Below are 18,739 nucleotides of genomic sequence, written 5' to 3'. Positions count from 1 at the left end.
TTTTTTTTCGACCAATGTATAGCTCCAAGTCTATTTTAACGTAATCCACTCGTCTCTATGAATAACTTCAAGTCTGTGGATACTGGCAAGCTGTTTCATCACTTCGCCACTGGGAAGTCCGGCAATGAGTCGAAGCTGGTCATCATCATAATTGACAATACCGCGACCAAGCAAGGTTTCATCCATTCCAATGACCTCTACGACGTCTCCGGCGTGGAATGTTCCCAGCACCTTTTTAACCCCTACAGGCAGCAGACTATGCCCACCGTGCACAAGAGCCTCTTCTGCCCCAGCATCCACAACAATTGTACCGAGCGGAGTGGACATGAAGCCAAGCCATTGCTTTTTACGGGATAACGAAGCGAGTCGTGTCTCAAAATAGGTTCCTTTGCCCGTTCCGTCCACGGCCTGTTGCATATCTCCAGGTTCTTTCACACTTCCTACAAATACAGGGACACCACCACGGGTTGCTACCTTGGCTGCATCAACTTTGGATCGCATTCCGCCTGTACCAACCGATGATCCTGAACCGCCGGCAAACGCATAAATCTCAGCCGTTATTTCAGGGATGCGGTCGTAACGAATGGCTGATGGATCTTTACGTGGATCGGCGGTGTACAGCCCGTTGGTATCCGTTAGAATGATCAGATGTTGTGCTTTTACCAGGTTCGCCACCAACGCGGACAATAGATCATTATCACCAAACTTCAATTCGTCTACGGATACCGTATCATTTTCATTGAATATCGGAATCACTCGCTGTTTGAGCAGCTCTTCTACGGTCATTCCCGCATTACCCATACGTTTACGACTGTGAAAGTCTGTGCGGGTTAACAGAATTTGTGCCGTAGTAACGCGGTGCGCTGCAAAAGCCTGTTGATATGCCTGCATCAGCAATGCTTGCCCAACGGCTGCTGCAGCTTGTTTCTCATGCAGCAGTTTGGGCCGCTGAGGGTAACCGATCTCCCGGAACCCTGCCGCCACTGCTCCAGAGGTAACCAAGAGCACCTCATGACCCTGGTCAGCCAAGGCTGCAATTTCTCCGGCAAAAAAGGTGATCGAACTGCGATCCAGACCGCCTTCTTCCGTGGTAAGCGAGCTGCTTCCAATCTTAACTACAATACGTGAAGTCATGGTTTCACTTCCTTAAACATGATTAATAAGTGATTTTGTGTGAGGCTTAAGCGGGTACAAAAAAAACTCCCGCCCTTTAGTTAAAAAGGACGAAAGTTCGTTACTTCCGCGGTACCACCTTTATTGATGATTAAATCATCCGGCTTCATGCCCTGTAACAGAAGGCACTGTCCTGTACGTAACAGGCCGCTCAGGGGTAGGTTTCAGAGAAGAGCCGCGGTAAATTCTTTCAGCAGGGTGGAATTTACTCTCTGGGCACGACTGATATTCTCTTACTGGTCCCGTCATCACGTTTCGTTCAATATTTCTTATAACATACCATGGAAACTTGGCATATGCAAAGGGGTTATCGTCCTGTAAATTACTTGAATAAGTTCAGCTTGCCAATCCGTTCAACAGCTTCGCGTAATCGGTTTTCATCACTGAGCAGTCCTGCGCGGACATAGCCTTCACCATGTGAACCAAAACCGACACCTGGGGCGACTGCCACCTTGGCTTCCTGCAGTAACAAGTCTGCAAATGAAGCAGAGGTATAACCTGCAGGTACAGGTAACCAGCTGAAGAATGAACCTGCCGGTTTCGAAGCTTGCCAGCCAATAAAAGAAAGAGCGTCATAGAACACATTACGACGGGATTCGTAACGTGAAACCAGCGAAGTGACACATTCCTGAGATCCAGTAAGTGCTTCCGTTGCCGCAGCTTGTATCCCACCGAAAAGACTGACATAGATATGATCCTGCAGCAGATTGATTTTAGAGACGATCTCCGCATTACCCAGCGCGAATCCAACACGCCATCCAGCCATATTGTACGTTTTGGATAAAGTATAGAACTCAATGCCCACTTCTTTGGCACCAGGGGCTTGTAAGAAACTTACTGGACGATGTCCGTCAAATCCAATCGCACCGTAAGCAAAGTCGCTTGCAACGACGATTTGATTTTGAATGGCGAATTCAACCGTATCTTCGTAGAACGACAGTGGAGCCGTTGCCGATGTTGGATTGTTGGGATAGTTAAGGAACATCAGCTTGGCCTTCTCCCGATCTTCGGCTGTAACTGCTTCATAATCCGGCAGGAATGCATTGGACTCGAGCAAAGGCATAAAGGACATGTTTGCTTTCGCGAGTGCAACACCAGACCAGTAGTCCGGATAGCCTGGATCGGGAACGAGAACAGTGTCACCGGGGTTAAGCAGAACCTGAGGTAACTGAACCAGTCCTGTTTTGCCTCCGAACAGAATGGCTACTTCAGTCTCGGGGTCCAGATCAACATTGTAATCTTCCTTATAACGTTTGGTGACCGCTTCCTTCAGGAAAGAGTACCCTCTAAAAGGGGAGTATTTGTGGTAGAGGGGATTGTCAGCCGACTCTTGCAGTGATTTCACAATATGGGGCGGTGTAGGTGTATCCGGGTTCCCCTGACCCAGATTAATCACATCATGTCCACTTGCGATTTCACGATTTACATTTTGAACAAGGGTAGCAAAAAATTGCGTTGGCAGCTGTGTCATTACATCAGAAGTCGGTATCGTAAATGCTGAACGAGCAGTTATATGATCTGAATGGGTCATTAGCTTCATCACTCCGGTTATTAAAAATGGCAAATAGTTCTCATTAATTTATCACGCCAATCCCGAGCTGTATAGAGGGAAATACACTTAATTATGCAGTACATAGGTGCCAAGAGCGGGAGATTGTACAAAATTGAAAGTGCTCATTTCGTTTTGTCCATTGAGCTGAGAGGAGCCATGTTTTATGATAATATCCGATAATGATAATCAATATCATTAAATTATATTGCACTATGCACATGATACAGGGGGAGAAACAGCAATGAAAAAGGGCATACGAAATACGGCAGTATTATTTACGATTACGTGGTTATCCGTGTTGATGCTGGCTTGTGGAAATCAGGCTGCAACACCTGCTGCTGGCGCAGAGGATTCCAAAGCAGCCACAGAAACTCAGGCTGAAGGAAAGGCAACCAATCAGGAACAAACTGCAACGGAAGAGACAACGAATGAGGGTGAGACCCGGGTATTCAAAGATTGGACTGGCCATGAGGTTGAGGTTCCTGTAAATCCGAAGCGAGTCATCTATCATGGAGAAGTTACCGGGGACCTGCTCGCGCTAGGTGTTGTACCAGTAGGCATACTGCATCAGGAGGGAACCGTATACGATGATCAGGTTGCTCAGGCAGAAGATGTAGGATTTCCGATTAGTGTGGAAAAGGCGTTAGCCTTGAATCCCGATTTGATCATCTTCTCCAACAGTGATGAGGCGCAATATGATCAGATTGCGAAAGTTGCACCCACGGTTACTTTTGACTCATTCGGGTCAATAGAAGATCGGTTGCGTATCCTTGGCGACTTGTTGAACAAGAAGCAAGAAGCGGAGGATTGGATTACGAAGCATCAACAAGCAACAGATGCGATGTGGAAGCAACTGCATGAGAACGGCTTGAAAGAAGGGGAGACGGCTTCGGTATTCACCATGTATCCCGGGAATCGTCTGTTTGTCATGGCAGGTGCAGGATTGCCACAGTTGTTATATGGTAAGGACGGACTGAAGCCAACCGCGGAAATTCAGAAAGTATTGGATCAAGACATGGGATTCGTAGAGATTTCGACCGAAAAATTATCTGAAATTGCCGGTGATCGGATATTTATTCTGGACCCTGTGACCGATGATGCCAAGCAATCCACCAAGGAATTGCTGGATAGTTCAATCTGGAAGAACCTGCCTGCGGTGAAGGAAGGAAAAGTATATCGTTTTGATATCGTAAAAGCTTCAAGTGATGCCCTTTCCAGGGAGTGGCTGTTACAAGAGCTGCCTAAACAGATGATCCAATAATTGGTGATGAGCCAGTAAGGCACCAGTAATACCTTTAAGTATGTTGATTAAAAAGTAAAAGGAGCCTTCAACTTTTCGTTGAGCGCTCTTTTTTGCTGATTAAAGTCATAGCTGGATTATTAACCATCACTCGCTTATAATCAGACCATACAGAACAATTGATAATCATTCTCATTTTAGAAAGACGAGGTGAACCGACATGCAGGCGCTGGATGCCGATGGGGGAGCGTTGTTCTTTTCAGCATTCATGTTTCGGCTGGATCATCTGGTACGACGAATTGAGCCACCTGAACAGGTGATGCTAGAAGTTGATTGCGAGAAACATGCGTTCCTGATCTGCGAAGAAGGAGAGGGACGTTTATATATTGGAGATGAACAGTATCCGTTTACTACGGGATTTGTTTATCCACTTTCTCCGGGAGAAGGCTACCAGATTGAACATCGCAAGGATTCGGAATTGAAATATATCGTGATGAGCTTTGATGTTATTCATGTGTTGACGAGCGATCCAGAGCTCTATACCCGCCCTGTATTTGCACACAGAAACCAATTGAATGGCTATCCATATGCTCCGTTAAATGGGCTATTGGAACAGATGTATGTCATTCGGAACTATAAAACAGACGCCGAGTACAGTCATCTGAATGCACAGTTCCAAAAATGGATGGAGATAATTATTACCCGGTACACTTCTCCAAAGAAGGAGCAGAGTATGGAAGCAAGGCTACGCAGTACAATTCAGTATGTGGACGACCATTATACTGAAGAAATCACTGTACAGAAACTGGCCCGTCTTGCAGAGATCAGACCTGTGCAGTACACGATTCTATTCAGACAACTTACAGGTCACAAGCCACTTGATTATGTAAACCACGTACGCATTAAACATGCCAAGGAATGGCTCCGCAAATCGGATGAGCCTCTTCGGGATATCGCAAGCCGCGTGGGGTTTAAGGATGAGTATTATTTCAGCAGGCGTTTTCGCCAAATGACTGGATTATCTCCTCGTCAATATGACAGATCTATTCAGCAGCAGATGTTGGTACAGGACTGGATGGGTCATGAAGTGAATATTCCTGTAAATCCGGAGCGAATTATGTATTACGGAGATTCCGCGGGAGATCTGCTGATGCTGGGTATTCCGGTGCTGGGAGATCAGACTTATGACGCGGTTGCTCCGGTTAAAGTGGAAGCAGCTGTTGTCATGAAGCCGGATCTGATAATTGTTGATAGTAACAATGAACAGCAGTATGAACAACTTTCCCACATTGCACCAACACTCGCTTACAATTCACACGCCATGTTGGACGAGCGAATGCGCGGTTTAGGCAACTGGTTTGGCAAACAACCTCAGGCTGAACAGTGGCTAACCTCCTATGCGGAGCGTACTGAGCAGATGTGGGTGAAGATCCATACAGCGATTGAAGAAGGGGAAACAGCATCCGTATTTACATTCCATCGAGGTGCACGATTATTTGTTATGGGCAATATCGGGCTGGCGCCATTGTTATACCATCCAATGGGGTTCAGGCCGGTTACCAAAGTGAAGGAAGCACTTGCGGCAGGCAGGGCCTATAAGGAAATTTCAGCAGAAGCGGTACGACAGTATGCGGGGGATCATGTATTTGTTATGCTGCCTGAGGAAGTCGTGGCAAGAAAGGCTACCGAGATGCTGATGAAAAGTTCCAGTTGGCAAGCCCTTCCGGCTGTGCAGAATAGACGGGTGTATACTGTGGAGGAGTCGATCTGGAACATGGGTGATGCGCTTACAAGCGATCGATTGTTGACCCTGCTGCCTGAGTTATTGTGTGCAAGTTCATAACAAAAACAGGCTTGCAGTCTTCAAGAGGATCAAGCTATGATAGCAGGTATTACGGTTCAGAGGAGTGCTTGTCATGACAGAACAACAACAGGGAGAAATGCGTGTAGCTCTGATTCAGGGGGATATTCAGCTCGGAGACCCTGAGGCTAATCATAAACATATGCAGTCGTTGCTTGAACGTGCGGTAGAACAATATCCGGATCTGGGGCTGGCTGTGCTGCCTGAAATGTGGAATACCGGATATGCGTTGACGCAAATTCATGAACTCGCTGACCCGGAAGGACAGAAATCACGGGAGTGGCTGTCTGCTTTTGCTCAAAGACATCAAATTTCCATCGTTGGCGGTTCCATTGCCGAGAAACGGGATGGTCAAATATACAATACAATGTACGCGTATGATCGTGAAGGAACACAGGTAACGCGATACGATAAATTACATCTGTTCCGCCTGATGGACGAGGAGAAATTTTTACAGCCTGGTGCGGAACCTGAAATTTTTGAATTACAAAATGGTCTTACAGCGGGTGCTTCGATCTGTTACGACATCCGGTTTCCGGAACTCGCCCGCACCCTTGCTTTAAATGGTGCCAAGGCTTTGATTGTACCGGCCGAATGGCCGAATCCTCGTCTGCATCACTGGCGTACATTGCTTACGGCAAGAGCGATTGAGAATCAGATGTATGTGATCGCCTGTAACCGTGTGGGAAAAGGGGGGGACACCGAGTTTTTCGGACATTCCCTCATCATTGATCCATGGGGTGAGATTGTGGCTGAAGGTGGCGAAGGGGAAGAGATCGTGACCGGAATCATTCGCCCTTCCCTGGTAGATGAGGTTCGCGGACGTATTCCCGTGTTTGAAGACCGTCGACCTGGCGTTTATTTTGGTGATAAATAAAAAAATGAAATAAATTCTGCAGAAAAAGTGTTTATTCTTCCAGCGTGCGGGTAATGATAACTATCCCGTTACCAAGGAGATGATCAATCAATGGACAACCATGTGAAAGATACGCTCAGGAGACTGGAACAGGATAACACAAGGGAAGATCACTTAAGGGCATTCTTAGAGAATGGAGCAGGAGGGCTATCACCGCCTGATTCAACTGTTCAGGACGAAGGCCGTGTAATGAATCAGCAAAACAGGCTGACAAGCGATCGTAATTTGCGAAAATAAACCGTTAGACATGAAGTTTTCTTATGTACGTTTCTACATTAACATTATAAATTAGCAATAAAACTAAACAACTTAACAAGCAACATTGTACTCTAACCAGTGACTGTGATTGCGTTGTAAGAACTCTATCCTGCTTATGCGGGAAACGAGTATATGACAAAGGCTTGGCCCATTAGGGTCAAGCCTTTGTTTTGGTCTGTGTTATATGTCCCCATACCCCTAGGAGAAATTCCTTAGTCTCCCTTGGACAATTCGGCCACCGTTTGTTGAAACGTATGGATGAATGCTTCGGCTGCCTTCGACAGTACTCTGCCTTGCCGGTAAGCCACAACAAGTGTTCTGCTGGGCGTTGGCTCAGCAAGTGGCACATACACGGGTACGAATTCACTGCGCGGCGCACGGGCAATAAAGCGTGGAACCAGTGTAATCCCCATCCCTGTGGCGACCAGTGACTGAACGGTTTCAATATTTGTGCTCTCGAACACAACCTGGGGATCAAAACCGGCCTGCTCACAGAGATCAAATGTAAGTTTGCGGAAACCTTGTCCTTTTTTCAATACAACAAATGGCTCATCCCGAAGCTCTTCAATGCGCACAGGAAGCGGATTATCCGGATCTGCCCTGCGTGCCAGAGGGTGATTCGGGGGAACCGCTAGATCAATCCGTTCTTCGCCAATAGTTACATAAGACAAGCTTGGTTCTTGTAAAGGAAGTGATAAGAGGCTAAGATCAGCTTTGCCGCTTGCTGTCAATTTCTCAAGCGTAAGTCCGGAGTCTTCCAACAAGGTGACTTCAATCTCGGGGTACGCTTGTTGGAATGCAGGAAGCACGTGTGGGAGCAGGTGTGAGCCGGTGATCGGCATGCTGCCCACAACGACTTTACCTTTGCGAAGCTGGGAGATGTCTGACATTTCCTGACGTAATAACTCCATAGCATCTACGATCTTCTGGGCTTGCTCCACAAACGTAACACCGGCATGGGTTAACTCTACGGTACTCGTATTACGCTGAAACAGCAGTACTCCCAATTCTTTTTCTAATTTGGATAATTGCTGGCTTAATGAAGGTTGAGCAATATGCAGTTTTTCTGCTGCCCTGGAGAAATTGCGTTCGGCCGCAATTTGCAGCGTATATTGAAGTTGTCTGAATTCCATCGTCATTGGTCATTCCTTTCGTTATGCCACCATTATATCACTACAGATAAAGAAATCATTCTTATTACCGGAACTACTGGTAAACTCAATTATTAAGAGGCGGCTTCTTTATTTTGTATAAAAACATTGACAGCGACGAAGCGGGAACGTACTATAAGACTTACATGATAATGATAATTGTTATCAATTGAAACCTCTGCGATGAGCAGTGGTTTATTTGCCTTTCTTTTATTATAGGTTAAACCTATTACATCTATAGATATTATATCTTGGAACAATGAAGGACGGGGTGATATATTTATGTCATTCAAGAGCTTCACTTTTTAAAGAAAAACAGAGGCTCTTCCAAGGACCGAACTTATGATGAGGTGAAAATGATGAGTAAAAAAACGATGTTTGAGAAAATTTGGGAAAATCACGTAATTCATCAAGAAGAAGGCAAACCAAGCATTCTGTATATCGATCTGCATCTGGTGCACGAAGTAACTTCTCCGCAGGCATTTGAAGGACTTCGTCTGAGTGGACGTAAAGTTCGTCGCCCTGAGCTGACATTTGCAACAATGGACCACAACGTTCCAACCAAAGACCGCTTCAACATTACAGATCCAATCTCCAAACAACAAATTGATACCCTTTCGCAAAACTGTCGTGATTTCGGCGTGAAGTTGTATGATCTGGACACGGTTGATCAAGGCGTTGTGCACGTTATGGGACCTGAACTTGGTCTGACTCACCCAGGTAAAACGATTGTATGTGGTGACAGTCATACGTCCACACACGGTGCGTTTGGCGCACTGGCATTCGGAATCGGAACAAGTGAAGTTGAACACGTTATGGCAACGCAATGTTTGCAACAAGCGAAAGCCAAAACGATGGAAGTTCGTTTTGTCGGCAAACGTAACCCGGGTGTAACCGCGAAGGATATGATCCTCGCAGTCATCGCCAAATACGGTACAGACTTTGCAACAGGTTATGTTATTGAGTACACGGGTGAATCCATCCGTGAATTGAGCATGGAAGAGCGTATGACGGTCTGCAACATGTCCATTGAAGGTGGAGCAAGAGCAGGATTGATCGCTCCGGATGAAACAACATTTGAATATCTGCGTGGACGTGAATACGTACCAGCGGGTGCGAAGTTCGATGAGGCTGTAGCAGGCTGGAAACAGCTTGTAACCGATGAAGGTGCAGAGTTTGACCATGTGGTTGAAATCGATGTGGAGACATTGATTCCGCAAGTAACTTGGGGAACAAGCCCTGGCATGGGAACCGACATTTCTTCGAAAGTTCCTGTTCCGGCTGAATTGCCTACAGAAAACGAACGCAAAGCGGCTGAAAAAGCGCTTGAATATATGGGACTTGAGCCGGGAACACCAATTGCCGAGATTCCAATTGATTATGTATTTATCGGTTCTTGCACCAATGGTCGGATCGAAGATCTGCGTGCAGCTGCAAAAGTGGCTAAAGGTCACACGGTATCCAGTCAGGTTACAGCAATTGTTGTACCAGGTTCAGGACGAGTTAAAATCCAAGCAGAACAAGAAGGTTTGGATAAAATCTTTACGGAAGCCGGATTTGAATGGCGTGATGCGGGATGCAGCATGTGTCTGGCGATGAACCCGGATGTATTGAAGCCAGGACAACGTTGTGCTTCAACGTCCAACCGTAACTTTGAAGGACGTCAAGGACGCGGAGGACGTACACATCTGGTATCTCCAGCAATGGCAGCAGCAGCAGCGGTTAAGGGTCACTTTGTGGACGTACGGGATTGGAATTTCAAAACGGAAGCAGCGATCTAATCTATAACAGACAGAAGGGAGAACGTTTAATATGGAAGAATTCAAAACATTACAAGGCATTGTTGCACCGGTAGACCGGGTCAATGTAGATACAGACGCAATCATTCCGAAACAGTTCCTGAAACGGATTGAACGTACGGGATTTGGACAATTTTTGTTCTACGAATGGCGTTTTGATGAAGAGGGTAACAACAATGCCTCCTTCGAAATGAACAAACCTCGTTATGAAGGAGCATCCATCCTGATCTCACGTGCCAACTTTGGCTGTGGATCTTCCCGTGAGCATGCGCCATGGGCAATTATGGACTATGGATTCCGTTGTGTCATCGCTCCCTCTTTTGCAGATATCTTCTATAATAACTGCTTTAAGAACGGGATCTTGCCAATCAAGTTGTCAGAAGAGCAAGTGGAAGACTTGTTCCAACGTACAGCGACACATGAAGGCTATGAGATGAATGTAAATCTGGAAAACAAAACGATTACCGATGCATACGGACTGCATATCGATTTTGATCTGGATGAGCATCGTCGTCAATTCCTTTTGCAAGGACTGGACGATATTGGTCTCACTCTTCAACATGATGACGAAATCGCTGCGTATGAGCAACGCCATGCGGCTAAACTATTCGGTTAATCGCTAGATTAGCGTACAGCAGAAAGCTTCTGTCTCGCCAAAGGAACCTTGTTTCCTATGGATGAGACAGAAGCTTTTTTTATAATTTCAGAAGCTAAAATATCTTAATGAATCATCTATACATAGAACTCCCGATCTTTCTCGATTGAATACTTCAACATGTAATATCTTCAATATATGACATCATTGATACGGAATCGATGTACATTCATGTAAAAGAGAGGATGTTTTTGAATGTGAGCTGCTTTTTTTATCTTATTTCCGACTGAATATGACAACGTTGTAACCGGATGAAGGGACAATATCTGATAAACTGATTAGTAGATTATGGAAGGTTACATAGCGCCATTGATGTTACGCTGCAGAGAATCAGGTCGGATGTTCAAAAGACAAAAAGAATGGTGGATGAGGTATGAAAAAATGGTCCGCAGCAATCGTTTTTCTTCTGTTCCTATGTTTATTTCCAGTCATGGCCCATGCAGACACCACTCCCTCGATTGTACTCGACGGTGTAACCATTAACCAGCAGACAGGAGCACCTGCCGAAAATATCGGAAAGACGGTCATGGTTCCGATTCGAATTGTATCGGAGAATCTGGGTTATAAGGTGAAGTGGGAGAAGGCAACTCAGTCAGTCCAGGTTCAAAAAGGAAACAGCACAATTCAAATGACGGCTGGCAAAGATGCAGCTACAGTGAATGGAAACGTGGTGAATCTGGATTCGCCTCCACTGATCAAACAGGGAACGACACTTGTTCCGTTACGTTTTGTCGGGGAAGGCATGGGTCTGCGGGTTGGTTGGGACAATGGGACCAAGACAGTAAGCCTATTTAGTATTCCTCCTGTAGTCGGAACGGAAGGTGACAGTGACCCCGTCGAGGCTCCAGTCCCGGATGGTCTGACAGAGCTTCAAGGGATCACCTTCAGTGGAGATCGGTTGATTGTAGCAACAAATGGGAATATCAGTCCCAAAGTATCCAGTATAGGCGGGCCAGACCGTATTATAGTTGATCTGCCTTCAGCCACATTTTCTCAGGAATTCATTCAGGGACAAGCCTCTAACGTGGATGGCAGTGGACAGATTCTCGTTACGGATTCATCATTCGTTTCGAAAGTCCGGTATGCCATGTTTAGTAAATCGCCTTCCACCGTGCGTGTCGTTCTGGATCTGAGTCAGCCGGCTACTGCCAAATGGTCAATTGGAGATAACAATGTCTTGCTTGTTGACCTGACAACTACAAGTGGAGAACCCACAAGCCAACCGGCATTACCTACGAATGATGGCAAAACCATTGTGGTCATTGATCCCGGACATGGTGGTCGTCAATCCGGTGCAGTAAGTTTGTCTGGAGCTTATGAGAAGGATTTCAATCTGGCTGTAGGGCTGAAGGTACAGGCTATCCTTCAACAATACCAAAATATCCAAACGGTCATTACACGCCAGGATGACACAGAGCTTTCACTCAAACAGCGAGTGGATATTGCTGAATTGAATCAGGCAGATGTTTTTGTATCCATTCATGGAAACAAATTCACAACACCCGTGCCAAACGGGATTGAAACGCTATATAGTCGCAAAGAAAGCAAGACTTTGGCTGATACTCTTCACAAATATGTGTTGCCGGTAACCGGACTCAAGGATCGTGGGGTTAAAACGGCTAGTCTACATGTGACCCGTGAAACAACCATGCCTGCTGTGTTGCTTGAATTAGGTTTTTTAAGTAATCCTTCAGATGAAGCAGTCATGCTCACAGAAGAATACCAGGAGAAATGTGCTCAGGCGATTGTGGACGGAATTGTTGAATTTTTGGGACTCTAAAATGAATTGTGCGTAATTATGCAGGTTAGGCTAGTACGTTGTTTAGAGATGTATATTTGATAAATAAGGAAAAAATAAGACATTAAAATGTAAAAAAAGCTTGATCTGACAACGTTTTTTTTCTGATATGTTGGAATATATTCGCAACTTTTGAGAGCGAGGGGCGTCTAATAGGTGTCTGGTAATGCCCAAACGGTCAGTCGGAGTTGGAAAATGACAACATGCGGCAAAAAAATATGAGAATGGTAGGGGTGAAGGATGAAGAAGTTCGGTTTTTTGGTACTGTTATTTGTCTTTGGGCTCGTATTCCCGGGCTATAGTCACGCAGCAACAGACACGAAAATTATCCTAGACGGAAAAGAAATCGTACAGCCATCGGATGCAAAAGCGGAAATTATCAACAGCAAGGTGATGGTTCCGATCCGGGTTGTGTCCGAAAATCTTGGATATAGCGTGGAGTGGAAGCAGCAAACGCAAACGGTGACTATCAGCAAAGACAACACTGCCATGCAGATGATTGTTGGACAGAAGACGGCAACGGTGAACGGCAGTAACGTAAACCTGGATGCCCCGCCACTCGTTAAAAATGGTACTACGCTCGTACCTCTCCGATTTATTGGTGAGGAAATGGGTCTTAAGGTGGGTTGGAACAATACCACGAAGACGGTAACATTAGTTACCCAGAATTCAGGTTCCGGAAACGGGACAACCACACCTCCGAACTCTGGCAATGAAGGCGGAGGATCGGATCAGGAAGGTCTTGTACTGGTGAACGGCATCAGCTTCAGCGACAACCGCCTCATGATAGCAACAAGCGGGAGTACGAAGCCGAACGTCTTCACGATGACAGGACCAGATCGAATCGTTATAGACTTGCCGAATACCGCATTTGCTGATTCATTCAGTGAAGGACAGGCTCTAGACAGCAACCAGAATGGACAACTCGTCGTTAGCGGCTATCCGGATGTGTCTAAGATTCGTTACTCGTTATACAGCAACAGTCCATCCACAGTTCGTTTTGTGATCGATCTGTCCAGTTCGAAAGGGTACAGTGTGCAAAATGATTCCGGACTGATCATGATTAACCTCGACAATCAAAGTGGTACACCTGCTCCTCCCGTTGGGAATAATGGCAAAAAAGTTGTCGTTATCGATGCAGGTCACGGAGATCAGGATCCAGGGGCAATTGGTGTAACTGGTAAACGTGAAAAAGACTTCAATCTGGCAATGGCTCTGAAAGTGGAAGCCTTGTTGAAAAAAGAATCCAAAATTGACGTTGTGTTAACCCGCAGCGATGATACATTTTTGGCATTAAAAGAACGTGTGAAGATTGCACAAGACATAAAAGCGGATATCTTCATCTCCATTCATGCTAACAGTGGCCCTGCTGCTGCGAACGGTGTAGAGACATTCTATACACGCTCCAACAGCAAAGCACTTGCTACAGTGATGCACAAGTATCTCTTACAGTCTTCCGGACTGAAAGATCGCGGAGTGAAAACGGCAAGTCTCCATGTTACCCGTGAAACGACAATGCCAGCAGTTCTGCTGGAAGGTGGATTCCTTAGCAATAAGAGCGACGAAGCAGCCCTCTTCACGGAAAGTTTCCAGAATAGTGTTGCCAAAGGGATTGTTGCAGGAATCAAGGAGTATCTGGGAATTAAATAAGGGACAAGCCCTTATGTTGAGGAGGCGGAGTTAGAATGAACAAGAAAATATGGATTGCAGCCCTGCTGGTAACGGTTATGGCAGTTGCTGCTGGATGTGGAAGCAAGCCAACAGCTGCTCCGAATCAGACGCAAGGAGCAGGAACGGAAAACAATGTGACCGAGGTTGAAGGCGAAACCATTACCGAACCGGTAACTGCTGAACCAGAAGAGAACACAACACCAACAGAATCCACGGAAGGCAGTTCGGAGGGAACGACTACAACCACTCCGCCAAGCGAAACGTCTACGGACACGCCAACAACTTCCGAAAGTAATGAAAAGAAAACGATCACTGTATTCTATACGGATGAAGAAGAACTGGAGTTGCATAAAGCTTCGGCAGAGATTTCATACGCATCGGATGATGCCAAATATAAGGCTGCCTTTGAATCACTGCAACAGAGCAAAGACAATAAACTTGTTCCACTGTGGTCTAAAGAAATTGAATTGAAATCTGTTCAGTTCAAGGATGGAGCTCTTACGCTGGATATTCATATGCCAGATACGGCACGTCTTGGAGCAGGCGGGGAAGTCTTTGCGATGGATGCTCTGAAACAAACGTTCTTCCAGTTTGATGAAGTAAAATCACTTGATTTACTGGTGGATGGTCAGCAGACTGAGAGTCTGATGGGCCATGTGGATCTTGAACATCCAATGACAAGATCCGAATAGGCTGTACAGCAGGCTGTTGTACCGTGAATCCACGGAATATGGGTCGTTTTACATGAGAGAGGGGAATCATAGGTGACTTTTAAATATAACAATCCATCACACTCTAAAAAAGTAGTATCAGCCGTGCTTGCAGGCATGATGGCCCTTAGCGCCGGCGGAGCTGCCATGGCAGCAGAATCAACAGAAACGGGGCAGGGTCAGACAGCTGCAATAACGAATACGGCTGCACCAACTGGTTTGTTCAGTGACATCAAGGTCGGATACTGGGCTGAGAAACATGTGTACAAACTGGCATATCAAGGCATTCTTCTCGGTAATAACGGCCTGTTCCGTCCAGGAGACGCGGTAACACAGCAAGAAGCTGTAACAATGGCAATCCGTTTTATGAATCAAGAGGGCCAGTTGAATACCGACACGGCTGCGGCATTACCGACAAACATGGAAGTGGGAAATTATTTCAAGCCATATGTCGCGCGAGCACTTCAACTGGGACTGATTGACAAGACGGAAGAATCAACTGTGGATGTATCCAAGACACCATGGGGGCAAAAGCCGGCTTCACGGGAATGGATTACGAAATTGTTAATCCGCTCATTGGACAAGGATGCGGAAGCAAAGGCACAAAACAATCAATCTACCGGATTTGCTGATAATGCAGATATCTCTGAAAGTGGTAAAGGTTATGTCAATCTGGCTGTTAGCCTGGATCTGGCCAAAGGTGTGGAAGGCAACAAATTCAATCCAACTGGTTCCGTAACCCGTGCTCAACTCGCTACCTTTTTCAGTCGTGGCGAATCGTTAACGGATACGAAGTATCCGAACACTTCCACGGGTTATGTGACTGGATTGAAAGATGGGCAGATCACGCTGGTTGTGGACGGCAAAGCCGTTAACTTCGCAGTGAACAGCAGTACGCCTTACTTTACGAAAGACAGTGAGACGCGTGCTTCATCCACAGATGTGAAACTATACACGAAAGTTATGGTTGTGGGTTCGGCTGGCGGGGCTTCCTATGTGGAAGTCGTTGATGCTACACCACAGGTGGAAAGCGTTGAAGGTACATTTGCACGTTCATTGTCTGGCAATAAGATTGGTATTTTTGTGGGCGAGAATTACGAAACGTACAGTTATGATGAAGCAACGGCATTCATCGATCAGAATGGTAATGCAATCAAACTGTCCGATATTACGGCAGATAGTGTCATCGAAGTACAGCGTGAGACGTTCTCGGCTGACAAAAAAACAGTCGCAATCCGTGTGAAATCCGGCATTGTGAACAAGAGTGACAATGGCGTAGTTGCTGAAGTATCTACTTCTGGCAAAACCATTAAACTTGTCAATGCAGCGGGTGCTACCGAGCAGTTTGCTTACAATGACAATCTGCTTATCACATATCAGAACCGTATCCTGTCAGTGGCTGATCTGAAAGCCGGCAGTGCCGTAAAATACACCGTTAAGGACAGTGTTCTGCAAACGATCGTATTAACTCAAGGTGTGGAGCAATCTGTGCGCGGAACACTGGTTGAGATCGGTGGTAACCAATCCACGTTAACGTTCAAACGTGAAGGAGGTTCACTGGAGGCGAAACTGCTGACTGAAAAGCCGGAAGTCATTATCAATGGCATTCAGGATGCAACTCTGAATGATCTCATCACGGATGCTACGAACGGGGATCAGGTGGAGCTGACATTAAACGCTGATGACCAGGTAACGCGTATTCAGGTCATTGGACGCCAAATGGAACCTATGAACGGGGTAACAGTTGTGTCTTACAATAGTAAAACAAAGGTACTTACCGTGCTGGACAACAACAAAAAACCGTTTGTATTTACATTGGATGAGAAAACAAAGCTGGATTATAATACGACCAAACCTACACTGGCTGGTCTGGAGTCACTCTTAAACGATGGTCGAAAATTGGATCTGACATATGTGGGAACACGTGCATTGTCCGTTAAAGTGATTTACAAGTATGAAGGTACAATCAGCAACATTGATACTTCTGGCAAGAAAATCAGTTTGTTGTCCGGTAATCAGACGATTACAGTGCCTTATTCTACGGTTCCTACAGTCGAGATGTATAACAAATCCGGCGCAAGTCTGGGAGATCTGAAGATTGGTGACAAAGTTACCATAACACTTGGAGCAAATCAGGATGTAGTGCAGAAGATTGCACTGAACACTGTGGCTCAATTCGAAGTGGTTGCCTTGGAAGCAAATAGTCGTATTCGAGTAAAATCAGATCTGTTGACAAGTCAGTTCTACGTGGATCAAGCGGTACTGACAGGAGAGAGTGGTCAGACGATCACGCCTTCACAGCTGACAGCAGGCAACCTGATTAATGTAACATTTGAAGGAGTTACGCCAAAAGCGGTTCAAGTCGTGAAGCGTACCCTAGCTGAAGTTACAGCAGTGGATGCTTCATCCGTAACACTCAAGCAGTTTAACGGCCAGACTGAAACCGTGCCTGTTAGCGGTTCGGTTAAAGTCGTAAAATCTGGCTCTACGTTAACTTCGCTGACTAGTCTTACGGTCGGTGATCGTGTTGAAATGACAAAAGATACGGATAATTCAACACGCTTCAGAGTACTAACTGTCATGAGCAAACAATTCTGGTCTTATGATGGCGTGGGTAACCAGATTTTGGTTAAACGGGAAACGACAGCAGACACAAACTATCGTTTTGCACTCGGATCAAGTGTATTTGTTCACCAGGGTGACAATACTTTAAGCGTGCAATCTCTCAGAGATAATGATAATATTGTATTGTATCTCCTGAACAATGTGATTCTGGAGATTCAAAAACAGTAATCGTTTCTTTTCGAGGATCAAAAGAATGACCGTCTTGATACGGGATCTTTCCCGCATCAAGACGTTTTTTTTGCAAGCTTTTTGAGGTCCCCGCAAAGTATTCGGATGAAGCTTCGAAGTAAGGCTCCGCAGAGTGGAGTCATTTTGTGGGAGGTAGCTCTTCATGAATGCAGCGACGGTTAGGCATATACTCGAAACGATGGAAGCAATGTTTCCTGATGCACATTGCGAATTAAATCACAGCAATGCATTTGAATTGACGGTAGCTGTCCTTTTGTCTGCCCAGTGCACCGATGAAACGGTGAACAAGGTAACCGCAGATTTGTTCCAGAAGTACAAAAGCCCAGCAGATTATCTGGCGGTTCCTCTCGAAGAGTTGGAACAGGATATTCGGCGAATCGGTTTGTATCGGAACAAGGCCAAGCATATTCAGAACATGTGCCGAATTTTAATAGAGCAGTATGGCGGTGATGTACCGCAGGAACATGATCAGCTTGTGACGCTACCAGGTGTCGGGCGGAAAACCGCGAATGTAGTTGTTTCCAATGCGTTTGGAGTACCGGCAATTGCGGTAGATACTCATGTTGAACGTGTATCCAAGCGGCTGGCACTTGCAGGTTGGGATGACTCCGTACTTGAAGTCGAAAAGAAACTAATGAAGCGCGTACCCCGGGATGAGTGGACACTAACTCACCACCGGTTTATATTTTTTGGACGCTACCATTGCAAGGCACAGAACCCTGCGTGTCATATCTGTCCATTGCTGGACATATGCAGGGAAGGGAAAAAACGTATGAAAACGTCCCAAATCAGGAAAGATAAGGAACGTGTCACCACCCGAAAACGAAAAATAAATTAATGAGCAGAAAAGGATGAATAATCATGAAATGCATTTCCGTGTACACTGACAATTTTGAGGCCTTCTCCGATATTTTTGAACAAATCGTTGAACAGGAAATGGCGGAGAATGAAGAAAAAGAAGTAGAAGGCATCACAGTAAGCCATTCTGGCGACGTGCCTGAACATTACCTGGAGCGTATGTCCGTTAAACCAGAAGTTGTGGTTATGAGAGACAAAGGCAGAGACATTACAATTCTTCAGCATGGACAAGTATTTGAAATCTTGCTTCCTTCCATGGAGAACGCAGTTTCCTAAGTAGTGA

The 18,739-nt window shown here is 45.7% G+C and carries 14 protein-coding genes and 1 other annotated feature; of the genes, 11 read left to right on the top strand and 3 right to left on the bottom strand.

Annotation, left to right across the window (positions count from 1 at the left end; translation table 11 throughout):
* Nucleotides 1-30: 30 nt before the first annotated feature.
* On the bottom strand, nt 31-1,134 hold the full coding sequence (proB, locus tag MKZ12_RS18690; protein WP_339235101.1) for a glutamate 5-kinase: 1,104 nt from the start codon (nt 1,132-1,134) through the stop codon (nt 31-33).
* 82 nt (nt 1,135-1,216) lie between these two features.
* Nucleotides 1,217-1,431: a binding site (T-box leader), on the bottom strand.
* 64 nt (nt 1,432-1,495) lie between these two features.
* Entirely contained in the window at nt 1,496-2,704 is a 1,209-nt protein-coding gene (locus MKZ12_RS18685; RefSeq protein WP_339256092.1) for a pyridoxal phosphate-dependent aminotransferase, read from the bottom strand.
* 262 nt (nt 2,705-2,966) lie between these two features.
* On the opposite strand from MKZ12_RS18685, the gene MKZ12_RS18680 reads away from it, so the two are divergent.
* From MKZ12_RS18680 to MKZ12_RS18670, 3 genes are all read left to right on the top strand, one after another.
* On the top strand, nt 2,967-3,986 hold the full coding sequence (locus MKZ12_RS18680; protein WP_339235096.1) for an ABC transporter substrate-binding protein: 1,020 nt from the start codon (nt 2,967-2,969) through the stop codon (nt 3,984-3,986).
* Between the two features lie 199 nt (nt 3,987-4,185).
* Complete coding sequence (locus MKZ12_RS18675) at nt 4,186-5,808, top strand: AraC family transcriptional regulator (RefSeq protein WP_339256090.1); 1,623 nt, start codon at nt 4,186-4,188, stop codon at nt 5,806-5,808.
* Between the two features lie 73 nt (nt 5,809-5,881).
* On the top strand, nt 5,882-6,703 hold the full coding sequence (locus MKZ12_RS18670; RefSeq protein WP_339256088.1) for a carbon-nitrogen family hydrolase: 822 nt from the start codon (nt 5,882-5,884) through the stop codon (nt 6,701-6,703).
* A 509-nt stretch (nt 6,704-7,212) separates the two neighbouring features.
* Here MKZ12_RS18670 and MKZ12_RS18665 read toward each other — a convergent pair.
* Nucleotides 7,213-8,133, bottom strand: a complete 921-nt coding sequence (locus MKZ12_RS18665) for a LysR family transcriptional regulator (protein ID WP_339235087.1) — start codon at nt 8,131-8,133, stop codon at nt 7,213-7,215.
* Between the two features lie 377 nt (nt 8,134-8,510).
* On the opposite strand from MKZ12_RS18665, the gene leuC reads away from it, so the two are divergent.
* The 8 genes from leuC to MKZ12_RS18625 all read left to right on the top strand — a co-directional run bounded on the left by leuC (nt 8,511) and on the right by MKZ12_RS18625 (nt 18,732).
* Nucleotides 8,511-9,932 (top strand): 3-isopropylmalate dehydratase large subunit, encoded by a 1,422-nt coding sequence (gene leuC, locus MKZ12_RS18660; protein WP_253442662.1) that lies wholly within the window; start codon nt 8,511-8,513, stop codon nt 9,930-9,932.
* A gap of 31 nt (nt 9,933-9,963) precedes the next feature.
* Nucleotides 9,964-10,566 carry a 3-isopropylmalate dehydratase small subunit gene (gene leuD, locus MKZ12_RS18655; protein ID WP_091028995.1) on the top strand — a complete coding sequence of 201 codons (603 nt, stop codon included), beginning with the start codon at nt 9,964-9,966 and terminating at the stop codon, nt 10,564-10,566.
* Between the two features lie 412 nt (nt 10,567-10,978).
* The gene (locus MKZ12_RS18650) at nt 10,979-12,385 is read left to right on the top strand and encodes an N-acetylmuramoyl-L-alanine amidase family protein (RefSeq protein ID WP_339256087.1); all 1,407 of its coding nucleotides are present in this window, start codon (nt 10,979-10,981) and stop codon (nt 12,383-12,385) included.
* A gap of 258 nt (nt 12,386-12,643) precedes the next feature.
* Nucleotides 12,644-14,053, top strand: a complete 1,410-nt coding sequence (locus MKZ12_RS18645; protein ID WP_339235081.1) for an N-acetylmuramoyl-L-alanine amidase family protein — start codon at nt 12,644-12,646, stop codon at nt 14,051-14,053.
* A 35-nt stretch (nt 14,054-14,088) separates the two neighbouring features.
* Nucleotides 14,089-14,766 carry a GerMN domain-containing protein gene (locus MKZ12_RS18640; RefSeq protein ID WP_339235079.1) on the top strand — a complete coding sequence of 226 codons (678 nt, stop codon included), beginning with the start codon at nt 14,089-14,091 and terminating at the stop codon, nt 14,764-14,766.
* A gap of 72 nt (nt 14,767-14,838) precedes the next feature.
* Nucleotides 14,839-17,577, top strand: coding sequence for an S-layer homology domain-containing protein (locus MKZ12_RS18635; RefSeq protein WP_339256085.1), 2,739 nt, complete (start codon nt 14,839-14,841; stop codon nt 17,575-17,577).
* Between the two features lie 163 nt (nt 17,578-17,740).
* Nucleotides 17,741-18,436, top strand: coding sequence for an endonuclease III (nth, locus tag MKZ12_RS18630; RefSeq protein ID WP_339235075.1), 696 nt, complete (start codon nt 17,741-17,743; stop codon nt 18,434-18,436).
* Between the two features lie 23 nt (nt 18,437-18,459).
* The gene (locus tag MKZ12_RS18625; RefSeq protein ID WP_017687779.1) at nt 18,460-18,732 is read left to right on the top strand and encodes a hypothetical protein; all 273 of its coding nucleotides are present in this window, start codon (nt 18,460-18,462) and stop codon (nt 18,730-18,732) included.
* The last annotated feature ends 7 nt before the right edge of the window (nt 18,733-18,739 follow it).

It is taken from the genome of Paenibacillus sp. FSL R5-0713 (assembly GCF_037973325.1).
GTDB lineage: Bacteria > Bacillota > Bacilli > Paenibacillales > Paenibacillaceae > Paenibacillus.
Note: the sequence above shows the minus strand (reverse complement) of the source record. Positions and strands in the feature narration are given on the sequence as shown.